23 protein-coding genes are annotated in these 19,432 nt (G+C 63.8%); 14 read left to right on the top strand and 9 right to left on the bottom strand.

Features of this window, described 5'->3' with window-relative positions; genetic code table 11:
- The coding region (locus tag HMPREF2690_RS07530) for an HNH endonuclease signature motif containing protein (RefSeq protein WP_210401385.1) at window positions 1-725 on the top strand (725 nt) is incomplete at its 5' end.
- Window positions 726-748: 23 nt separating this feature from the next.
- Here the strand turns inward: HMPREF2690_RS07530 and HMPREF2690_RS07525 are convergent.
- The 5 genes from HMPREF2690_RS07525 to HMPREF2690_RS07505 all read right to left on the bottom strand — a co-directional run bounded on the left by HMPREF2690_RS07525 (window position 749) and on the right by HMPREF2690_RS07505 (window position 6,008).
- The gene (locus HMPREF2690_RS07525) at window positions 749-1,258 is read right to left on the bottom strand and encodes a GNAT family N-acetyltransferase (protein ID WP_083320342.1); all 510 of its coding nucleotides are present in this window, start codon (window positions 1,256-1,258) and stop codon (window positions 749-751) included.
- A complete protein-coding gene (gene dapD / locus HMPREF2690_RS07520; RefSeq protein WP_070820557.1) occupies window positions 1,248-2,222 on the bottom strand; it encodes a 2,3,4,5-tetrahydropyridine-2,6-dicarboxylate N-succinyltransferase in 975 nt (324 codons plus the stop codon). The genes HMPREF2690_RS07525 and dapD overlap by 11 nt, the downstream gene beginning before the upstream one ends.
- Window positions 2,223-2,227: 5 nt before the next feature.
- Window positions 2,228-3,586 (bottom strand): amino acid permease, encoded by a 1,359-nt coding sequence (locus tag HMPREF2690_RS07515; protein WP_070820556.1) that lies wholly within the window; start codon window positions 3,584-3,586, stop codon window positions 2,228-2,230.
- A complete protein-coding gene (locus HMPREF2690_RS07510) occupies window positions 3,586-5,007 on the bottom strand; it encodes an amino acid permease (protein ID WP_070820561.1) in 1,422 nt (473 codons plus the stop codon). Before HMPREF2690_RS07510 ends, HMPREF2690_RS07515 begins: the two co-directional genes overlap by 1 nt.
- Window positions 5,008-5,069: 62 nt before the next feature.
- Window positions 5,070-6,008 carry a 2,3,4,5-tetrahydropyridine-2,6-dicarboxylate N-succinyltransferase gene (locus HMPREF2690_RS07505; RefSeq protein WP_070820555.1) on the bottom strand — a complete coding sequence of 313 codons (939 nt, stop codon included), beginning with the start codon at window positions 6,006-6,008 and terminating at the stop codon, window positions 5,070-5,072.
- A gap of 29 nt (window positions 6,009-6,037) precedes the next feature.
- Between HMPREF2690_RS07505 and dapE the strand changes: the two genes are divergently transcribed.
- Genes dapE through HMPREF2690_RS07470 form a run of 7 tightly spaced genes read left to right on the top strand, consistent with a single transcriptional unit; the run spans window position 6,038 to window position 10,883 of the window.
- Entirely contained in the window at window positions 6,038-7,126 is a 1,089-nt protein-coding gene (gene dapE, locus HMPREF2690_RS07500) for a succinyl-diaminopimelate desuccinylase (RefSeq protein ID WP_070820554.1), read from the top strand.
- A gap of 5 nt (window positions 7,127-7,131) precedes the next feature.
- The gene (locus HMPREF2690_RS07495; RefSeq protein WP_070820553.1) at window positions 7,132-7,917 is read left to right on the top strand and encodes an LOG family protein; all 786 of its coding nucleotides are present in this window, start codon (window positions 7,132-7,134) and stop codon (window positions 7,915-7,917) included.
- Entirely contained in the window at window positions 7,910-8,749 is an 840-nt protein-coding gene (gene folP / locus HMPREF2690_RS07490) for a dihydropteroate synthase (RefSeq protein WP_246819527.1), read from the top strand. Before HMPREF2690_RS07495 ends, folP begins: the two co-directional genes overlap by 8 nt.
- Entirely contained in the window at window positions 8,746-9,495 is a 750-nt protein-coding gene (locus tag HMPREF2690_RS07485) for a glucosyl-3-phosphoglycerate synthase (protein ID WP_256380952.1), read from the top strand. The genes folP and HMPREF2690_RS07485 overlap by 4 nt, the downstream gene beginning before the upstream one ends.
- A gap of 10 nt (window positions 9,496-9,505) precedes the next feature.
- Window positions 9,506-9,811, top strand: a complete 306-nt coding sequence (locus HMPREF2690_RS07480) for a hypothetical protein (protein WP_070615215.1) — start codon at window positions 9,506-9,508, stop codon at window positions 9,809-9,811.
- Between the two features lie 12 nt (window positions 9,812-9,823).
- Window positions 9,824-9,994, top strand: a complete 171-nt coding sequence (locus tag HMPREF2690_RS07475; RefSeq protein ID WP_070421785.1) for a DUF3117 domain-containing protein — start codon at window positions 9,824-9,826, stop codon at window positions 9,992-9,994.
- A 28-nt stretch (window positions 9,995-10,022) separates the two neighbouring features.
- Window positions 10,023-10,883 carry a methyltransferase domain-containing protein gene (locus tag HMPREF2690_RS07470; RefSeq protein ID WP_070820552.1) on the top strand — a complete coding sequence of 287 codons (861 nt, stop codon included), beginning with the start codon at window positions 10,023-10,025 and terminating at the stop codon, window positions 10,881-10,883.
- Between the two features lie 106 nt (window positions 10,884-10,989).
- Here HMPREF2690_RS07470 and HMPREF2690_RS07465 read toward each other — a convergent pair whose 3' ends face one another.
- Together HMPREF2690_RS07465 and glgA are read right to left on the bottom strand one after the other, a co-directional pair.
- On the bottom strand, window positions 10,990-12,414 hold the full coding sequence (locus HMPREF2690_RS07465; protein WP_070820551.1) for a GH32 C-terminal domain-containing protein: 1,425 nt from the start codon (window positions 12,412-12,414) through the stop codon (window positions 10,990-10,992).
- Window positions 12,414-13,568: a glycogen synthase gene (gene glgA, locus HMPREF2690_RS07460; RefSeq protein WP_070820550.1), complete on the bottom strand. Its 1,155-nt coding sequence runs from the start codon at window positions 13,566-13,568 to the stop codon at window positions 12,414-12,416. Before glgA ends, HMPREF2690_RS07465 begins: the two co-directional genes overlap by 1 nt.
- Before the next feature lie 67 nt (window positions 13,569-13,635).
- Between glgA and glgC the strand changes: the two genes are divergently transcribed.
- Window positions 13,636-14,853, top strand: coding sequence for a glucose-1-phosphate adenylyltransferase (glgC, locus tag HMPREF2690_RS07455; protein WP_070421858.1), 1,218 nt, complete (start codon window positions 13,636-13,638; stop codon window positions 14,851-14,853).
- On the opposite strand, the gene HMPREF2690_RS07450 is transcribed toward glgC, so the two are convergent.
- Window positions 14,850-15,503, bottom strand: a complete 654-nt coding sequence (locus HMPREF2690_RS07450; RefSeq protein ID WP_070421859.1) for an O-methyltransferase — start codon at window positions 15,501-15,503, stop codon at window positions 14,850-14,852. The two genes, glgC and HMPREF2690_RS07450, sit on opposite strands and share 4 nt — an antisense overlap.
- Window positions 15,504-15,614: 111 nt before the next feature.
- Between HMPREF2690_RS07450 and sigE the strand changes: the two genes are divergently transcribed.
- The 3 genes from sigE to tatB are packed head-to-tail and all read left to right on the top strand — an operon-like array spanning window position 15,615 to window position 16,942.
- On the top strand, window positions 15,615-16,205 hold the full coding sequence (sigE, locus tag HMPREF2690_RS07445) for an RNA polymerase sigma factor SigE (RefSeq protein ID WP_070820549.1): 591 nt from the start codon (window positions 15,615-15,617) through the stop codon (window positions 16,203-16,205).
- Between the two features lie 19 nt (window positions 16,206-16,224).
- Window positions 16,225-16,545 carry an anti-sigma factor family protein gene (locus HMPREF2690_RS12495; protein WP_070453058.1) on the top strand — a complete coding sequence of 107 codons (321 nt, stop codon included), beginning with the start codon at window positions 16,225-16,227 and terminating at the stop codon, window positions 16,543-16,545.
- Window positions 16,546-16,555: 10 nt separating this feature from the next.
- A complete protein-coding gene (gene tatB / locus HMPREF2690_RS07435; RefSeq protein WP_070421791.1) occupies window positions 16,556-16,942 on the top strand; it encodes a Sec-independent protein translocase protein TatB in 387 nt (128 codons plus the stop codon).
- Here the strand turns inward: tatB and HMPREF2690_RS07430 are convergent.
- Window positions 16,935-18,071, bottom strand: a complete 1,137-nt coding sequence (locus HMPREF2690_RS07430) for an Mrp/NBP35 family ATP-binding protein (RefSeq protein WP_070820548.1) — start codon at window positions 18,069-18,071, stop codon at window positions 16,935-16,937. The genes tatB and HMPREF2690_RS07430 overlap by 8 nt on opposite strands.
- Before the next feature lie 59 nt (window positions 18,072-18,130).
- On the opposite strand from HMPREF2690_RS07430, the gene HMPREF2690_RS07425 reads away from it, so the two are divergent.
- Both HMPREF2690_RS07425 and HMPREF2690_RS07420 read left to right on the top strand, forming a co-directional pair.
- A complete protein-coding gene (locus HMPREF2690_RS07425; RefSeq protein WP_070820547.1) occupies window positions 18,131-18,658 on the top strand; it encodes a YflT domain-containing protein in 528 nt (175 codons plus the stop codon).
- Between the two features lie 6 nt (window positions 18,659-18,664).
- A complete protein-coding gene (locus tag HMPREF2690_RS07420; protein WP_070820546.1) occupies window positions 18,665-19,375 on the top strand; it encodes a type 2 periplasmic-binding domain-containing protein in 711 nt (236 codons plus the stop codon).
- The last annotated feature ends 57 nt before the right edge of the window (window positions 19,376-19,432 follow it).

The raw sequence follows: 19,432 nt of genomic DNA, 5'->3' as shown, positions 1-19,432 counted from the left end.
ACGCGAAGAAACCCGCGCCTGAAAAGCAAGTGCGTTTCTCTAAGGCGCGTGAGGGTATGGCAACGCTGCACTTGACGCATTCGGCACGCAATATTGCTGATATTGAGCACACGCTGCGTGGGTTGATCGATACGGAACTGCCACCAGCCGGCCAGATGGCTGATGCGCTTATGGGGCTGTTGCGTGGTGATGGCGACGGTGGTGGGGTGCCGCATGCAGTACCACGGCCGATTGTTATGGTGCCGCTTCCCGAATGGACGCGGATCCAATCCGGCGCCGGCGACGAGGTCACTCTCACGCTAACCGATGGCACGACGATGACGGGTGCGGAGTTTCTCGCGCAGCACTTCGGCGACGAGCTGGAAGTCGCGGCGTTTCACCCGCACGAGGGTGCGGTAAACCTATACCGCACCCAGCGGTTTGCCAATAGCAAGCAACGCGCATTGGCATCGATGATGTCGCCAACCTGTCCGGTGCCCGATTGCCGGCATGGAGCTGACAACTGCGAAATGCACCACATCCAGGCCTGGCGGCATGGTGGGGAGACCAACCTTGCCAACTTAGTGCCGTTATGTCGGTTTCATAACGGGCGCAACGACGATGACCCGCGTGAAAACCGCTACGGGCGGATACAGATACGCGATGGGATACCGGTGTGGGTATCGCCGGGAGGGTCGGTCGTCGAGAAGCATCCGCCCGGAGCCATGCAACAACTCTTTAACTAGCCAATAACCCGCCAGCGAGCGGGCTATTCGGCATGCTTGACATACTCCACGTGTTCATCACGCTCGCCGGAAAAGGCGAAACCGTTAACTTCCGCGACATGGCGCGAAGCAGCATTGCCCGGCAGCGCCCGAATAATCAGCAGGGGAGCCCCCTCGGCGAAAGCGTGATCGGTCACCAGGCGCACCGCACGGGTCATCAGACCACGCCCGCGGGCCCACGGGGCAGTGTTGTAACCAAAATCGGCACCACCGGAATCATCGGGGCGCAGCTCGATACTGCCGCAGTACCGGTCATCGACGACAAGCGCCCACCGTGCACACCCGTCACCTGAGTCGCCGAGGAACGCCTCGGCCATCTCGACGGTGTACGGCGACGGCACCGTCGTCCACTCAACCATCCGCGGGTCAACCGACGCAGCGAACAGGTCGTCGCGCACGCCCGGAACGGTTTTCACGCGCGACCACGGCAGGAGCGTCAACTCGCCGTCGGTGAGAGTGTCGTTGGCGGGTGGGAACCAGGGGTTAGTTGGCATGGAGGGCTTCGTTGAGTTCGATGCCCTTTGCCGGGACGGCTTCGACGGAGCCGGTGACGGAGTTGCGTCGGAATTGCAGGCCGTTGGCGCCGGAGAGTTCGAGGGCCTTCACTTCGGCGCCGGCTTCCTTGCCTAGGGCTTCGGCGACGGGTGCGGTGAGGACGACCTTTGTGCCGGCGGTGACGTAGAGGCCGGCTTCGACGATGCAGTCGTCGCCAAGCGAGATGCCCACGCCGGCGTTGGCGCCGAGGAGGCAGCGTTCGCCGAGGGAGATGATTTCTTTGCCGCCGCCGGACAGGGTGCCCATGATGGAGGCGCCGCCGCCGATGTCGGTGCCGTCGCCGACGACAACGCCTGCGGAGATGCGGCCTTCGACCATGGATGCGCCGAGGGTGCCGGCGTTGAAGTTAACGAAGCCTTCGTGCATCACGGTGGTGCCTTCGGCGAGGTGGGCGCCGAGGCGGATGCGGTCGGCGTCGCCGATGCGCACGCCGCTCGGCACAACGTAGTCGACCATGCGTGGGAATTTGTCCACGGAGAAAACGACGACGGGGCCGTTTTCGGCGAGGCGTGCGCGGGTCATTTGGAAGTCGGCGACGGCGCAGGGGCCGTAGTTGGTCCAGACGACGTTGGACAGGAGGCCGAACACGCCGTCCATGTTGGCGCCGTGTGGGCGGATGAGGCGGTGGGACAGTAGGTGGAGGCGCAGGTAGACGTCGTATGCGTCGATGGCCGGTGCGCTGAGGTCGGCGATGGTGGTTTCGACTGCGACGCGGGCGACGCCGCGTGCCTCGTCGGGGCCGACGAGGTTGGTGAAGCGGGCGTCGGGCTCTTCTAATCGACGAGTGCCTGTTTCCGTCACCGCCTCGTCAACCTTGGGGGCGGGGTACCAGACGTCGAGGACTGTGCCGTCGTGGGTGATGGTCGCGATTCCGCGTGCAATTGCAGTCGTGGGGGTAGTCATGGCGACTACCTTACGACACTGCGTTTCTTGGTCAGCAGCGACAAGCCGACCAGGGCGAGGGAGAGGATGGTGACGGAGATGACTTGGGAGCGGGCGGCGTCGTCGAAAAGCATGAGCACCGTCAAACCGACGAGGGCGGCGAGCGTGACCCATGGCACCCAGGTTGCGCCGTGGACGCGGACGGCGGATTCGCGGATGCGTGGGTGGAGTTTGATGAAGCTTAGGGTGATCATGATCCAGGTGACGATGAGGCAGCCGCCGGTTGCGGACATGATGAAGTCGATCATTCCGGGCGGGTTCCACCATTGCAGGCCGACGGCGAGAAACGCGAAGACTACGGAGACGAGCACGGAGTTCATGGGCACGTTGTTGGCGTTGGTTTTCGCCATCCATTTTGGTGCGTCGCCTTCGAGCGCTTGTTGGTAGCCGAGGCGGGAGGTGCCGTAGAGCTGCGCGTTGAATGCGGAGAGTAGTGCGAGCACGATGACGACTTCCATGAAGGCTGCGGCGCCTGGGATGTTTGCCATTTCGAGCACGGCGGTGAAGGGGGAGTCGGCGGCGGAGTCGGCGCCGTCGATGGTGGCGTATGGCAGTAGCAGGGTGATCACGGCGACGGAGCCGAGGTAGAAGATCGCGATGCGCCAGATGATGGAGTTGACGGCGCGTTTGACGTTGTCGGCGGGGTCTTCGGATTCGGCGGCGGCGATGGTGACCACTTCGATGCCGCCGAATGCGAATGCCACGGCGAGGAGGCCTGCGGCGATGCCGGCGACACCATTGGGGGCGAAGCCGGATTCGCGCACGTTGTCAAAGCCGACGAAGCCGCTGGCGGGCAGCACGCCCAGCCAAAGGAGAACGCCGATGATGAGGAATCCGACGATCACCGCGATTTTGATCATGGCGAACCAGTACTCGAACTCGCCGAAGCCCTTCACTTGCGCGAGGTTCACCGCGGTGAGCACAACTACGACGATGAGCCCGGGCACCCATTGGGGGACGTCGAACCAGGAGGCCATCATGGCGGAGGCGCCGGTGAGTTCGGCACCACACGCCATGATCAGCAGGAAGTAATACAGCCAGCCGAGGAGGAATCCTGCCCAGTGGCCGTACGCCATGCGTCCGTAGGTGGCGAATGAGCCCGATGATGGGTGGGCGGCGGCCATTTCGCCGAGCATGCGCATCACGGCGATGACGATGAGTCCGGCGATGGCGTATGCGACCAGAATCGCGGGGCCGGCGGCACGAATGCCGACGCCGACGCCGAGGAACAGGCCTGCACCCACGGCGGTGCCGAGCCCCATGAGTGTCAGGTGGCGGGACTTCAGCCCGGTGCCGAGCTCGCTATTGCTTGTCGACGACCCCATTACCGCACCTCCTCAATCTCTGCCACGTTCTTCTTCGCCGGTTGCTTTCCTGTCGCGCGGGTCCACAAAACTCCCGCGAGGGAAACGACACCGACAACGACGGCGACGGCGAACATTTGGAATCGCCCGTCGGGGTCGGCGAGCATGAGCAGGATGACTCCGCCGGCGAGCGCGATCATGACCCAGGGCAGGACGTTGGGGGCCCACATACGTACGTCGGTGATTTCGCCGCTTGCTTCGAGCTTCGGGTGCAGGCGGACGAACGACAGGGCGACGACGATCCACAGCACGATCAGGCAGCCACCGACTGCGTTGAGGAGGAAGGCGAGCAGCCCGGGCGGGTTCCAGTACTGCAGGGCAACGGCGACGAAGCCGAAGAACACGGACACGATCACGGCACGGACGGGCACGCCGCGGGGGTCGGTTTTAGCGAAGGTCTCGGGGGCGTCGCCACGCACTGCAAGGTTTTGCATGAAGCGCGACGAACCGTAGATCTGCGTGTTGCAGGCGGACAGCAGGGCGACGACGATGACGGCCTCCATGATGCCGACGGCGCCCGGGATGTTTGCCATTTCGAGCACTGCAGTGAACGGGGAGTCGGCTGCGGAGTCCGCGCCGCCGATTTCGTCGAAAGGCAACAGCAGCACGATCAGGAGCACGGAGCCGATGTAGAAGATGGAGATGCGCCAGATGATGGAGCGGATCGCGGAGTGGACGCCGGCTTCGGGGTTTTCGGATTCGGCGGCGGCGACGGTGACCAGTTCAATGCCGCCAAACGCGAAGGCGACCGCGAGCAGTGCGGTGGCCACACCGGCCCAACCGTTGGGCATGAAGCCGACCTCGCTGATATTTGACAGGCCAATGAACCCGCCGGCTGGCAGCACACCGAGCCACAAGGCGACGCCGATGCACAAGAACGCCACAATCACGGCGACCTTGATCAGCGCGAACCAGAATTCGAACTCGCCGAAGTTTTTCACCGCGGCGAAATTGATCACGGTGAAAAAACCAATGGCGATCAGCGCGGGGATCCACGGGGAGATGGCGAACCATTGGGCGACGATCGCGGACGCGCCGGTGATTTCGACGGCCATGATCATGATCATCATGAACCAGTACAGCCAGCCGATGGCGAAGCCGGCCCAGCGGCCGAAGGCTTGCTCGGCGTAGGTGGAGAACGTGCCCGACGACGGGCGCGCGGCGACCATTTCCGCGAGCATCTGCATGAAGCACACGGTGATGAAGCCTGCGACGATGTAGGCGAGGATGACGGCGGGGCCGGCGGCTGCGATGCCAACGCCGGTGCCAAGGAAGAGTCCGGCACCGATGGCTGAGCCGAGGCCCATCATGGTGAGGTGGCGCGTTTTCAGGCCGCGTGCGAGCGCGGTGGAATCGGCGACGGGGGAAACGGGGGTTGACATGTCGAACACCTTAAACCTCGACATGCAGTGAAGTGCATTCTTTTCCGGTTTATATGCGTGTGTTACGTGCGCGTGGTTTCTGCGGGGCGCAGCACGGGGGCGGTGGTGTAGGGCTCGTGTTGGATGCGCAGGTTGTTGCGGCCGGCGAGTTTTCCCGCGGGAAAATCTTCTCCGGTGGCGGGGTCGAAGATTCGGGTGTGGGGTTCGAGGGTGATGCCGGCGCCGATGTCGCAGTTGTTGCCGAGGGTGATGCCGTTGATGCTGGCGGTGGGGTGGAGGTGGCAGTTGGCGCCGATGCGCATGGGTTGGCGGGCGAGGGCGTTGTTGTTGGTGGGGGTGGCGATGAGGGCGGTGCTGCGGGCGAGGGTGGTGTTGGCGCCGACGGCGACTGCGGAGGAGATGGTGCCTTCGATGCGTGCGGGGCCGAGGGTGCCGGCGTTGTAGGAGATGTAGCCTTCGCGGACGACGGTGGTGCCTTCGGCGAGGTGGGCGCCGAGGCGGACGCGTTCGGCTTCGGTGATGGTGACGCCGGTGGGGACGACGTAGTCGACCATGCGGGGGAGTCGGTCGATGCCGTAGACGTGGATGGGGCCGCGGGCGCGGAGGTTGGTGCGTACGGTTTCGAAGTTGTGGGGGAGGCAGGGGCCTTTGTTGGTCCAGGCGACGGGGGTGAGGTGGTCGAGGGCGCCGTCGAGGTTGATGGTGAGTGGTTCGACGAGGCGGTGGGACAGCAGGTGGAGGCGGAGGTAGACGTCGTGGGCGTCGATGGGTGGGGCGTCGAGGTCGGCGATGGTGGTGCGTACGGGCACGGTTTCGACGAGTCGGTCGCGGTCGGCGCCGATGAGGCGCAGGAATTCGGGGGAGAGGTTGTGGGCGGAGGTGCGTTGGGTGGTGGGGTGGTCGTCGTTAAGTGTGAGCTTGGGGGTGGGGTACCAGGTGTCGAGCACTGTGCCGTCTATGGCGATGTTGGCGATTCCGAGGCCGTGTGCTCCCAAAGACATGGCCGTCATTGTAAACGTAGGATCGCGGTGTGACTTCCTTAGATCTTTTTGCGGACCCTGTTGTTTTGTCGGCTGCGTTGGTGGATATTGAGTCGCCGTCGCACCATGAGGAGGCGATCGCGGACGCCGTTGAGGCTGCGTTGCGTGGCCTTGAGCATGCGGAGGTGCAGCGCTTCGGTAATACCGTGGTGGCGCGTACGAATTTCGGGTTGGATTCGCGGGTGGTGTTGGCGGGCCATATTGATACGGTGCCGCTGGCTGATAACACGCCGCATCGGCTCGCGGACGGTATTTTGCACGGCTGTGGCTCAGTGGATATGAAGTCGGGGTTGGCGTGTTATTTGCATGCGTTTGCCACGTTGGCGCAGCCGGGGAAGGCGGCGCATGATTTGACGCTGATCGCTTATGAGGGCGAGGAGGTGGCGCAGGAGTTCAATGGCTTGTACCACCTTGAGCGTGATCATCCGGAGTTGCTGCAGGGCGATATTGCGTTGTTGGGCGAGCCGTCGGGTGCGATCATTGAGGCTGGTTGTCAGGGCACGATCCGCGTGTTTGTGGATGCGCATGGCACGCGTGCGCATTCGGCGCGTTCCTGGTTGGGTCATAATGCGGCGCATGATCTTGCGGGTGTGCTCACTCGGATCGCGGCGTATGAGCCGCGCACTGTGCTTATCGACGACTGCGAGTACCGCGAGGGTTTAAACGTCGTCGGGCTGGAGGGCTTCGTGGCGACGAATACGATCCCGGATCACGCGCGACTGATCGTGAATCTCCGCTACGCGCCGGATCGCAGCGTCGAGGACGCGAAGGCGCACTTGGAAGAGACCCTCGCGCTGGAGGAGGGCCTCGAGCTTATTTACGACGACGTCGCGCCGGGGGCTTTGCCTGGCCTGGGGGACCCGGTGGCGGCTGGGCTGGTCAAGGCTGTGGGCGGGAACTTCCGCGCCAAGTTTGGGTGGACGGATGTGGCGCGCTTTTCTAGCCTGGGTGTTCCTGCGGTGAACTTCGGGCCTGGCGATCCGGGGTTTGCCCACAAGAAGGACGAGCAGTGCCCGGTCGATGAGATTCGTCAGGTGGCAGCGCAGTTGCTCGATTACCTGAGTGCTGAAAGCGAGTAAGAGATATGGCTCCGTTGAATTTCCCCCGCCCGGACCGCGACCGGAAGTTGCGTGGGCCGATGGCGCTGCGCAATGAGGCTGAGCAGGCCACGACCTATGATCAGCGTTTGTTGGAGTCCATGGGGCAGTCTGATGGGTATTGGAAGCACCAGGATCCGTGGCGTGTGATGCGGATCCAGTCGGAGTTTGTGGCTGGGTTTGATGCGTTGTCGGAGTTGCCGAAGGCTGTGACGGTGTTTGGCTCGGCGCGGCTTGGTGAGGGCACGCCTGAGTACCAGTTGTCCTACGAGGTCGGCCGCGCGCTGGTGGAGGCGGGCTACGCCGTGATCACCGGTGGCGGTCCGGGTTTGATGGAGGGGCCGAACCGGGGTGCTCACAACGCGGATGGTTTGTCGGTCGGTTTGGGCATCGAGTTGCCGTTTGAGCAGGGCCTGAACGACTGGGTGGATCTGGGTCTGAATTTCCGGTACTTCTTCGCCCGCAAGACGATGTTTTTGAAGTACTCGCAGGCGTTTATTTCGCTGCCCGGCGGTTTCGGCACGATGGACGAGGTCTTCGAGGTGCTGTGCATGGTGCAGACCGGCAAGGTGACCAACTTCCCGATCGTGCTGATGGGCACTGAGTTTTGGTCCGGGCTCGTGGATTGGATTGAGCAGCAGTTGCTCGGCCGCGGGTTGATTTCGCCGGGGGATGAGAAGTTGTACCTGGTTACCGATTCGGTGGAGGAGGCCGTGGCGCACATTGTGGAGGCCCACAAGGTGATGACGGACGAGCGCCTGCGCGATGAGTGAGGTCATGGCGATCGTGAACCGCACGCCCGACTCGTTTTATGACAAGGGTGCGACGTTCGCGATTGAGAAGGCGCTTTTGCGTGTCGACGACGCCGTTTCCGCCGGGGCCAGCATCATCGACATCGGCGGCGTGAAGGCAGGCCCGGGCGACGACGTGTCCGTTGCCGAGGAGATTGACCGTGTCGTGCCGCTTATTGCCGGGGTGCGTGAGCACCACCCGGACGTGACGGTGAGCGTGGACACCTGGCGCGCCGCGGTGGCCGAGGAGGCGATCGCAGCCGGCGCGGACCTGATTAACGACACGTGGGCCGGCTTCGACCCCGAGTTGGTTGAGGTGGCAGGCGCCCACCGCGTGGGGTACGTGTGCTCGCACACCGGCGGGGTCACGCCGCGCACGCGCCCGCACCGGGTGCACTACGACGACGTGGTCGCCGACGTGATTGCGGAAACCACCGCCTTGGCCGAGCGCGCCGTCTCCCTCGGCGTGCCGGAGGAGGCGATCTTCATTGACCCCACGCACGACTTCGGCAAAAACACCTACCACGGGCTGGAGATCCTGCGGCGTATCGACGAAATCGTCGCCACCGGCTGGCCCGTCCTCATGGCCCTGTCCAACAAGGATTTCGTGGGCGAGACCGTCGGGCGTGGCCTCAACGGTGCCGACATCACCCAGCGCGTGCCCGGCACCCTCGCAGCAACCGCGTGGGCGGCCGCGCGCGGGGTGGCGGCGTTTCGCGTCCATGAGGTCGAGGCGACGATCGACGTCATCCGCATGATCGAGGCGATCCAGGGCACCGCGGCACCGCTGGCAACCGTGCGGGGGCTCGCGTGAGTGCCGACACGCTCGCCGGCATGCGCACCGATGTACGAATCAGTGTGGTGATTCCTGCGCTGGATGAGGAGGCGACGGTGGGTGGGGTCGTCGAAAAGTGTGTGGCTTCGTCAGCGGACGAAGTCATCGTCATCGACTCAGACTCCACCGACCGCACCGCCGAGCGCGCCGCCGCAGCCGGGGCAACCGTGGTGAACTGGCGCGACGTCGACCCACGCACACCCTGGCCCGGCAAGGGCGAGGCGCTGTGGCGCGGCGTGAAAGCCGCATGCGGCGACGTGGTGGTCTTCGTCGACGCCGACGTGACCTCACTCGAACCCTGGTGGGTCGACGCGCTCGCCGAGCCATTTATCGACGACACCGTCCACCTCGTCAAAGCCTCCTACACCCGCGAAGGCGCCGGGGGTCGCGTCACCGAATTGACCGCGAAACCCCTCCTGCGCGCCCTCTTCCCGGAGATCGCCGTGGACCAGCCGCTCGCCGGCGAATACGCCATCCGGCGCTCAACCGCGCTTTCCCTGCCGTTCGTCGCAGGCTACGGCGTGGAAGCGGGCTTGCTCATCGACGTCGCCCGCGCCCACGGCCCAAAAGCCATCCAGCAAGCGCAACTGAGCCCCCGTACCCACCGCAATAGGCCGCTGCATGAACTTGCTGGTATGGCTGATGTCGTCGCAAAGACAATTCTCGCGCGCGCAGGAAAATTCCCCGTCGAGGTCAGCGAGCGCCCCGCCTGGGCCGACAGCTAAACTAACCCGCATGCTTTCCTGGATCATCCTCATCCTGGTGCTCGCACTGCTGAGCATCATTGGCCTGAAACTGTTCGCTACCGTCTTCGGCCGCGGCGAGGCCCTGCCGCCCATGCCGCCGAGCGAAGAGGTGAAGGAAGCCAACCGCCGCGCGGTGGAAGAAGGCAACTTCGGCGACATTCAGCTCGAGGTTGTGCACCGCGGTTACCGCATGGATCAGGTCGATGCGCTCATCGAACAGTTGGCGGGCGGCAACCTTGCGCCGGAAACACGGGTAGAATCTCCGGAAGAACACGTTTCGGAAACAAAGCAATAAGGAGTGTTGACGATGGCAGCAATGAAGCCGCGTACCGGTAGTGGCCCGATGGAAGCGGTGGAGGAGTCGCGCAAGATCGTCATGCGTATCCCGTCTGACGGTGGCGGACGCCTCGTCATTGAACTGAGCAAGGAAGAGGCTGGCGAACTTGGCCGCTTGCTCACGGAGGCTGCTGGAGAGTAGTTCCGGTCAAACGCGGTAGTATCACCACATGCTCAACGAGATCGTGGATGTACTCGCGGACCCGGTAGACCTGACCCCGCTTCGGGGCGAGGACGATTTTGGTCGTCTCGTCTCCGAATCGGGGCATTCTTATGACGTAGCCAAACAGGGTTATGTCACGCTCGCGTCGGGGCGCGGGCTGAATCATGAGGGCGATTCGCTGGAGATGATTAACTCCCGCGAAACGTTCCTGTCGAATGGCCATTTCGCGCCGTTTGTGGAGGCGGTGTCGGATCGTGTGGCGGATGTTGTGGAGCATTCCGCGGGCGATCGGGATCCGGTGATTCTGGAGGCCGGTGCCGGAACCGGCTACTACCTCGCGCACACGCTGGACCTAATTGATGGCGCGCGTGGCGTGGGGTTGGATATTTCGGTGCCTGCTGCGAAGCATTTGGCTAAGGCGCATCCGCGTTTGGGTGCGATTGTGGCGGATGTGTGGGAGCAGCTGCCTATCCGCACGGGAGCGGTTGATGTGGTGACCGTGGTGTTCGCGCCGCGCAATCCTGCGGAGTTTGCGCGTGTGCTTAGCGACGACGGCGAGGCCGTCATCCTCGTCGCCGACCAAGGCCACCTCGATGAGCTGCGCGAGCCGCTGGGTATCCTCGGCGTGGAGGACGGCAAGGTGGCGCGACTGATCGAGCAGTCGGCGCAGTGGCTGACCCCTGTGGCCGATCCGGAGTTGATCTCGTTCCCGATGAACCTTGGCCGCGACGCGATTGCCGCGCAGGTGGGCATGAGCCCGTCGGCGCGTCACCTGGATAAGGACGTGCTGCACGCGCGACTCGAGGACCTCCCGGAGCAGATGGAGGTCACCGCCCGCGCCCAGTTGATCCGCCTGCGCAAGAAGTAGCGCGCCGGCGCTTCGCTCACGACGCGCTAAAGAAACGGAGAAGGCCCGCGTGATGCGGGCCTTCTTGCTGTGCCTAGCTCATGTGCCGGCTCACGCGCCGGCTGGCTTAGAAGCGGGCGGGGTATCCGCGGCGCCACTCGCCGCTGATGGATGCTTCGCCGGTGGCGCGGCTGCGGATGCCGTTGCAGCCGCCTTCGGGCCAGATGCGCGACGACATGACAACGCTGCCGCCGCCGGCGTAGACCTCGAGGGTGCAGCCGTCGACGATGACGGTGACGTTGTCTTCGTCGTCGTCGTGAAGCGGTGCGGTTGCGGGGGAGCCGTCGAAGCGGTCGAGGGTGATGTGTTCGCCGTCGTGGGTGATCACCGCAGCAGGTTCGTTGTTGCCGTCGAGCACTTCGAGTGTGACTTGGGAGCCTGCGGGGATTTCGCACAGGCCGGCCCACATGCGGGCGCGGTCGGTGGCGCTGACGGCGTCTGGCAGGCCTGGTGCTGGCACTTGGAAGAGGCGGCCGCCCTGCAGGGTGGCGCGGCGCGGGAGGGTGAGGGCGTTGGCCCAGCCTTCGGTGGCCCAGTTGGGTTCGAGGGTGGGGTCGCCGGCGCGGTCGGTGTTGGTCATGAACCCGAACAGGTAGGCGCGCTCGTAGCGGTTTTCCGCAGTGGTTTCGTCCAGCGGGTAGTTGGTGTTGCGTGGGCGGGTGAAGTCGTGGCCGTAGTCGAGAAGCGTAAACGGCGTGGTGATGTCGAAGACGTTGCCCCGCAGCCGGCCCACGGCGTAGACGGCGGTGTCTTTGCCGTCGCGTTCGAGGGTGATGAACAGGACGTCGCGGATTTCGCCGTCGACTTCGTCGCGCAGGCGCACGATGCGTGGGGCGACGAGGGAGGCATCGAGGGTGATGCCGGTGTCGCCATTGAACTCGAGCGGGCCTTGCAGCTCCCAGTCTCGGCCGTCGGGGGAGGTGAGGACGACCGGCTTGGGGTCGGTGACAGGCCCGGTCACGGCGAGCATAAGCCAGCCGTCGTGGCCTTGGTCGCGGTCGGCTTCCGTGTCCCAGGCGGGTACGACGCAAGGCGAGCGGAAGTTGGTGTCGCCGGCGGTGTCGTCGACTGCGGTGCCGGTGCGCTCGGCGGCATCGGAGACGTCAGTGTCGTCAGCGTCAGCGTCTTCGGCGTCGAGGTCGTCGTAAAGCCTGTCCACGTGCGCAACGTGGGCGATCTGGATGGTGTTTCCTGCCGGGGTTTCGGAGGAGAAGTACAGGTTGACGCCGTCGCCCGCGGAGGTGACGGATCCTGCGCGGATGTTGGTTTCGTCGCCGGAGGGGACGATGACGTCGTTGCAGTCGAGCCAGTTGAATGCGTCGTCTTCGCTGACTTCGTGGCCCCAGCGGCTCGGGGTGTCGGGGGTTGGGCGGTACTGGTAGAACATGTGCCACAGGCGGTTCTCGCGGCTGCCGATGCGGAATACGCCAGCTGGGCCTTCGAGAATGCCGCGTTCTGCGGTGACGTGTAGTTCGGGACGGTAGACCGTCATCAGATCAACCCCTTGTAGATGTCTACGGTTTGTTTCGCGATTGTGCGCCAGGAGAAGGATTCTTTGGCTCGGGTGAGTCCGGCGCTGCCCATGGTGGCGGCGCGGTTTTTGTCGCCGGCGACAGCGTTGACCGCCTCGGCGAGGCGTTGTTCGAAGTCGGTGGTGTCGTCGGGCGTGTAGTCCACAAGCACGCCGGTTTCGCCGTCGACGACGACTTCGGGGATGCCGCCGACGCGCGAGGCTACCACCGCGGTGCCGCACGCCATGGCCTCCAGGTTCACGATGCCCAGCGGTTCGTAGACGGATGGGCAGACGAAGACGTCGGCGATGGTGTAGACCTGGCGTACTTTTTCGGCGGGCAGCATGTCTTGGACCCAGAACACGCCGTCACGCTGCGCTTGTAGCTTTTCGACGAGCCCACGCGTCTCAGCAGCAATCTCCTCGGTGTCGGGGGCGCCGGCGCAGAGGATGAGCTGGACGTCGTCGTCGAAAAGCTGTGCTGCTTTGAGCAGGTGGGCGACACCTTTTTGGCGGGTGATGCGCCCGACAAACGCGACGACCGGCCGCGAGGTGTCTACTCCGAGTTCTTCGGCGATGGTGCCGGTGTCCGGGTACCAGTTGGCGGGGTCGATGCCGTTGAGGACGACGTGGACGCGGGAGTCGTCGATACGCGGGTAGGCGCGCAAAATGGCATCTTTCATTCCGGCAGATACGGCGATGACCGCGTCGGCGTTTTCCATCGCGTTTTTCTCCGACCAGGACGACACGTTGTAGCCGCCGCCGAGCTGCTCGCGCTTCCACGGGCGGTCCGGCTCCAGCGAGTGGGCGGTGACCACGTGGGGGATCTCGTGGAGCAGCCCGGCGAGGTGGCCGCCGAGGCCCGCGTACCACGTGTGCGAGTGCACCACGTCGAGCCCGGCTGCGGCATCGGCCATGCGCAGGCCTGTGGACAGGGTTTTGATCGCGCTATTGGCCCCCTCGAGTGCGGGGTCGACGCCGTGGACGTATACACCTGCGGCGTCGCGTGGGGCGCCCATGCAATGGACGTCGACGTCGGCGAATTCGCGCATGAACCGCGTGAGTTCTGTGACGTGCACCCCGGCGCCGCCGTAGACCTCCGGCGGGTATTCGCGCGTGAGCATTCCTACCTTCATGTCCGCCGAGCCTACTGACGTTGCGGAATCCCTGCACGAGCCTGGAATTGGCATTAGCCTTGCGGTTATGAAAAGCCAGCCTCGAGTTCTCGCCATTGTCCTGGCCGGCGGGGAAGGCAAGCGCCTGTTTCCCCTGACGGCTGACCGTGCTAAACCTGCCGTTCCGTTCGGCGGTAATTACCGTTTGATCGATTTTGTGCTGTCGAATTTGGTCAACGCCGGCTATATGCGCATTGCGGTGTTGACGCAGTACAAGTCGCACTCTCTGGACCGCCATGTGGCTACGGCGTGGAACATTTCTGGCCCAACACAGCAGTACATTGCGTCGGTGCCGGCGCAGCAGCGTCGCGGCAAGCGTTGGTACAACGGGTCGGCGGATGCGATTGTGCAGTCGCTGAATCTCATTTACGACGACATGCCTGACTACGTCTTGGTCTTTGGCGCGGACCACGTCTACCGGATGGATCCGTCGCAGATGGTCGAAGATCACATTGCGTCGGGCAAGGCCGCCACCGTGGCAGGCATTCGCGTGCCGCGTGCGGAGGCGAGCGCGTTCGGTTGCATCCAGGCCGACGATGACGGCACGATCACCGAGTTTTTGGAAAAGCCGGCCGACCCACCGGGTACCCCGGACGATCCGGAGATGACGTTCGCATCGATGGGCAACTATTGCTTCTCTACCGAGGCGCTAATCCAGGCGCTGCTGGAGGACGAGCAGAACGAGGATTCCAGCCACGACATGGGCGGCGACATCATCCCGTACTTCGTCGCGCAGGGCGAGGCGAACGTGTATGACTTTTCCAACAACGGGGTGCCGGGTGCCACGGACCGCGACCGGGGTTACTGGCGTGATGTGGGCACGATTGATTCGTTCTACGAGGCCCACATGGATCTGATTTCCTCGCACCCGGTGTTCAACCTGTACAACAAGGCGTGGCCGATCCACGCGACTGACGACGACAACCTGCCCCCGGCAAAGTTCGTCCTCGGTGGTATTGCGCAGGAGTCCATTGTGGCGTCCGGCTCGATCATTTCCGGTGCGACGGTGCGTAACTCGGTGCTGTCCACCGACGTGCGCATCGAAGAAGGCGCGACGGTGGAGGGCTCTGTGCTCATGCCGGGTGTGCGCGTGGGCAAGGGCGCGGTGGTGCGCCACTGCATCCTGGACAAGAACGTTTACGTCTCCGATGGGGAGACGGTCGGTGTGAATACGGAGCGCGACCGCGAGCGGTTCACGGTGTCCGACGGCGGTGTTGTCGTCGTCGGTAAGAGCGAAGTTGTTTAGCCGATTTTGGTGATCAGCGTCAGGCCGCCGTCAAGCGGCAGACGCGCCACCGCGGCGCCGCGCTCGGCTGTCAGCGTATCGACGAACTCATCCGCCTCACGGGCGGCCTCTGTTTCGCGGTCGCGGCGGGTGGGGTCGGCCACGGTGCCGTCGAGAAGCGAACCTGCAAGCACCAACGTGCCGCCCGGGGCCAGCAACGGCCAGGCGGCCTCGATGAGCGGGCGCAGTTCGACGGGGGAGACGTCTGCGTAGACGATCTGGTAGGCGTCGTTAGCCAAGCGCCCCATTACTTCGAGGGGACGTGCGGTGAGGAAACGTACACGCGACGGGCTAAACCCTGCGTTGCGCACCGCTTCCTTCGCGCCGGCCTGCAGTGCGGCTTCCGGCTCGATGCAGGTCATTGTGGCCTTCTCCGGCAGGCCTGCGAGCAGGTGCAAGCCCACAACACCGGCGGCCGGGGTCACCGCAACCGCACCCTGGGATGCGTTCGGGGTTGCCGCCGCGAGCACCGTCAACAGGTCGCCGACCACCGGGCTGGGTGCCGGGGTGCCGTTTTCGGCAGCGTCCTCGCGCGCTGCGCGCAAAGCTTCCGCAACCTGGTTGGAAAGGTGGCCGCCTTCGGTGGAACGGGCGGCGAGGTACGAGTTCATCTGGGTAAATGCGGTCTCACTCACACGCCACATCATAGCCGTGTTGCGTTCACAGGATTCTGTTAACTGGTTGGCTGGCTTTGGGGCAGTGAGTCTGCGAAACTATTGCGCATGAGCACTGACGTTCCACTCACCGGTACCGCAGCGTTTGACGCAGGCCAGGCAGCAATGCCGACCTGGTCTGAACTGGTGAAAGAACATGCCGACAGTGTCTACCGCCTAGCGTTTCGTCTCTCCGGTAATCAGCACGACGCGGAAGATCTCACGCAAGAGACGTTTATGCGTGTGTTCCGCAACGTGAAGCAGTACCAGCCTGGAACGTTCGAGGGTTGGCTGCACCGCATCACCACGAACCTGTTTTTGGACATGGTGCGTCGTCGCGCCAAGATCCGCATGGAGGCGCTGCCCGAGGATTACGAGCGCGTGCCCGGCACCGACATGACTCCGGAAGATGCGTACTCCGTGACCAACCTGGACCCTGCGTTGCAGAAGGCGTTGGACGATTTGAAGCCGGAGTTCCGCGTGGCCGTGGTCCTGTGTGATGTGGTGGGGATGAGCTACGAGGAGATCGCTGAAACCCTCGGAGTGAAGATGGGTACTGTACGATCGCGTATCCACCGCGGTCGCACGCAGATGCGCGAGTCGTTGGAGAAGCAAGCCCTCCACAGCGCCGCCGCGAAGGAACTTATCCGCGCCCGGTAGCAGGGAAGGAGTCGGCGCCGTGACCAGGTTTAACTCCACCGATCATCTCAATCCGGAGGCGATTGCCGCCTATGTGGACGGCGAGTTGTCCAAGGCTGCCACCGTGCGCGCCGAGCGGCACCTGCGGTTGTGTGGGGAGTGTTGTGAGGAAGTTCAGGCGCAGCGGGGGACGTCGCAGCGTCTGCAGGTGTGTAATTCCTCCGACATGCACGCCCCGGCGTCGCTTGTGGAGCGACTGGCGATGCTTTGCGACGAAGACGTGACCGACACCCCCGAAACCCCCAAGGGGATCCGGAGCCGAGTGGAGTCTGCGATTCGCTCGCTGACGCACCGTGAGTAAGGTGAGTTAGGTGTTTTCTAGCATCGGTTGGGGCGAGATTTTCTTCATCCTGATCATCGGGTTGATCGTGATCGGGCCCGAACGCCTGCCTTCTGTCGTAGAGGATGTGCGCGCGGCGATTTACGCTGCGAAGAAGGCGATCAACAACGCCAAGGCGGAACTCAATGGTGAACTGGGGGAGTTCGAGGAGTTTAAGAAGCCGATCGATACTGTCTCGCGCTATGCGGCGATGGGGCCGAAGCGTGCGATGGCGAAGGTGTTGTTCGAAGACGACGACCCCAGCGAGCCTCCAGCGCCGAAGACACCACCACAGGCGCCGCCGCAACAACAAATGCGCCCCGAGCCGCGGGATTCGCAGCCGGAGCGCAAAGGCTTTTCCTGGGAGGACGTTATTTAACCTGCGGGTTCAGGCTCTTGCCTGCCAGTGAGTTCGGGCGCACCTTTAGCTTGTCGACGATCTCAAGCACCGCCTTGGCCGCCGGCGACTCCGGGTCGGAGATGACAACCGGGGTGCCGGTATCGCCGTGCTCGCGAAGCTTCGGGTCCAGGGGTACGGAGCCGAGCAGCTTCACATCCGAGTCGGTCAGCTGGGTCAGGCGCTCGGCGACGTGCTCGCCGCCGCCCTCGCCGAAGATGTTGAGTACCGTGCCGTCCGGCATGGTCATGCCCGACATGTTTTCGATCACGCCGGCGATCTTCTGATCAGTCTGCTGCGCGATCGTGCCGGCGCGCTCCGCGACTTCGGCTGCCGCAGCCTGCGGGGTGGTGATGATCAGCAGCTCCGCATTCGGCACCAACTGCGCGACGGTGATTGCCACGTCACCCGTTCCCGGGGGCAAATCCATAAACAGCACGTCCAGGTCGCCCCAGTACACGTCGCCCAAGAACTGCTGGATGGCACGGGTGAGCATCGGACCACGCCACACGATAGGAGCGTTGCCTTCTACGAACTGTCCCACCGAGATGTGACGCACGCTGTGGGCGATAGGGGGCATGATCATTTCGTCGACAAGCGTGGGGCCCTGCTCTTCAGAACCCATCAACCCCGGCACGGAGTGGCCGTAGATATCAGCATCCACAATGCCCACCGTCAGGCCCTGGGCTGCCATCGCGGTAGCCAGGTTGACCGTCATCGACGACTTACCCACACCACCTTTGCCGGAAGCCACCGCGATAACGCGCGTGCGCGTATCCGGATCCGCGAACGGGATAGCCGGGCCGGTCTGCTCGCCACGAAGTTTCTGAGCAAGCGCACGGCGCTGCTCGTCGCTCATCGTGTGCAGCGTGATGCTCACGTCGCCCACGCCGTCGAGCTCCTCGACTACAGCGCGCACATTCGACTCGATGGTGTCGCGCATCGGGCAGCCCGCGATCGTGAGATAAATACCGACCGCAACATCGTTGCCGTCGATGGTGACCGATTCCACCATGTCGAGCTCCGTGATCGGTTTGCCGATCTCCGGATCCTCAACGCGCGAAAGCGCCTCGTGGACATCGCTTTCCAAAATCTGATGTTCAGTAGCCATTGCCACCGAATTATACGGCCGTTCCTGGGTGATTTTGGAATCCCGATACACTACGCAACATGACTCAACCCATGAACCCGTCGTTGAACAAGGCTCTCGGCGCAACAGAAGTGCCTACCGGCTGGCCAGTCGGCAGCTTCACCACCTACGCCGAGGCGCAACGCGCAGTGGACAACCTGTCCGACAGGGAATTTCCTGTAGAGAAACTTTCCATCGTCGGCGTAGACCTGATGCAGGTAGAGAAAATCACCGGCCGACTCACCTGGCCGAAGGTACTGGGCACCGGCGCACTGTCTGGTCTGTGGATGGGCCTGTTCTTCGGCCTGCTGCTCTCCCTGCTCTCTGTTCCGGGCGCTGGCCTGAGCATGTTCGTGTGGGCCATTGTCATCGGTGCGATCTTCGGCGCTGTGGCCTCCGCAGTGGCGTATGCATTTACCGGCGGCAAGCGCGACTTCGCGTCTGCAACCACCATCGTGGCTGGCCGCTACGACGTGCTGTGTGAGCCGGATGCTGCACCGCAGGCCCGCGACATGATCGCACAAGCGGGCGGTCGCACTCCCGCCTCTGAAAACGTCATCGGTGAGTAAACCACCATGAAGGCACACCACCACACTGCCGTAGCCGCCGTTTTGGGCTCGGCTGCGCTCGTATTGTCCGGGTGCGCGTCGGAGGACAACATCTACACTCAGGCGCGGCCGGAGAAGGCCGATATCGCCATCGCCATCGACGGCGCCTCCAACGAACAAGTCGTACTTGGGGAGATCTACAGCCGCGTACTTAAGGGCCAAGGCCGGCCGACGAGCGTGACCTCAGTGACGGGGCTGGATGACGCGCCGACGCTTGAGGTGTTGCGTGAGCAGCCGATTGACTTCGTCGTCACGTGCACTGGGCGTCTGCTCGAAGAGTCGGACCCTAAGGCCGCCAAGGAGCTAGCGGGCGGCGATGTGACCGATGGCGCCTATACCGACGAGGTCTATGGGGCCGCTGTCGCCGCCATGCCGGGGGATATGCGCACCGTCGACCCGTCACCCGCCCAAGCGTGCGGAGAGAGCGAACTGTCGCAAAACGTCATCCCGGTGTTCCATAAAGGCACCTTCGACCGCGGTGAGATCAACCGCCTGAACTTCATCACCCGCGTGCTGTCCACTGACCGTCTCGAGGAGATGGCGGAAGAAGTGGACAAGGGTGCCACGGTGGAGGATGCGATTGCGGAGTGGATGATCGAATACGCCCACATCGACGTCCACCACGACACCCCGGCAGACCCAGAGGATGTGATCGACCCGGACTCTGCGTCCAAATAACCGAATAACAAAAACTCCGGCCCGGCTTTTCACAAGCCGGGCCGGAGTTTTTAGGTG

Origin of the sequence: Corynebacterium sp. HMSC034E11, from assembly GCF_001835905.1 — a bacterium.
GTDB lineage: Bacteria > Actinomycetota > Actinomycetes > Mycobacteriales > Mycobacteriaceae > Corynebacterium > Corynebacterium coyleae.
This window is presented reverse-complemented; position numbering and strand designations above follow the sequence as displayed.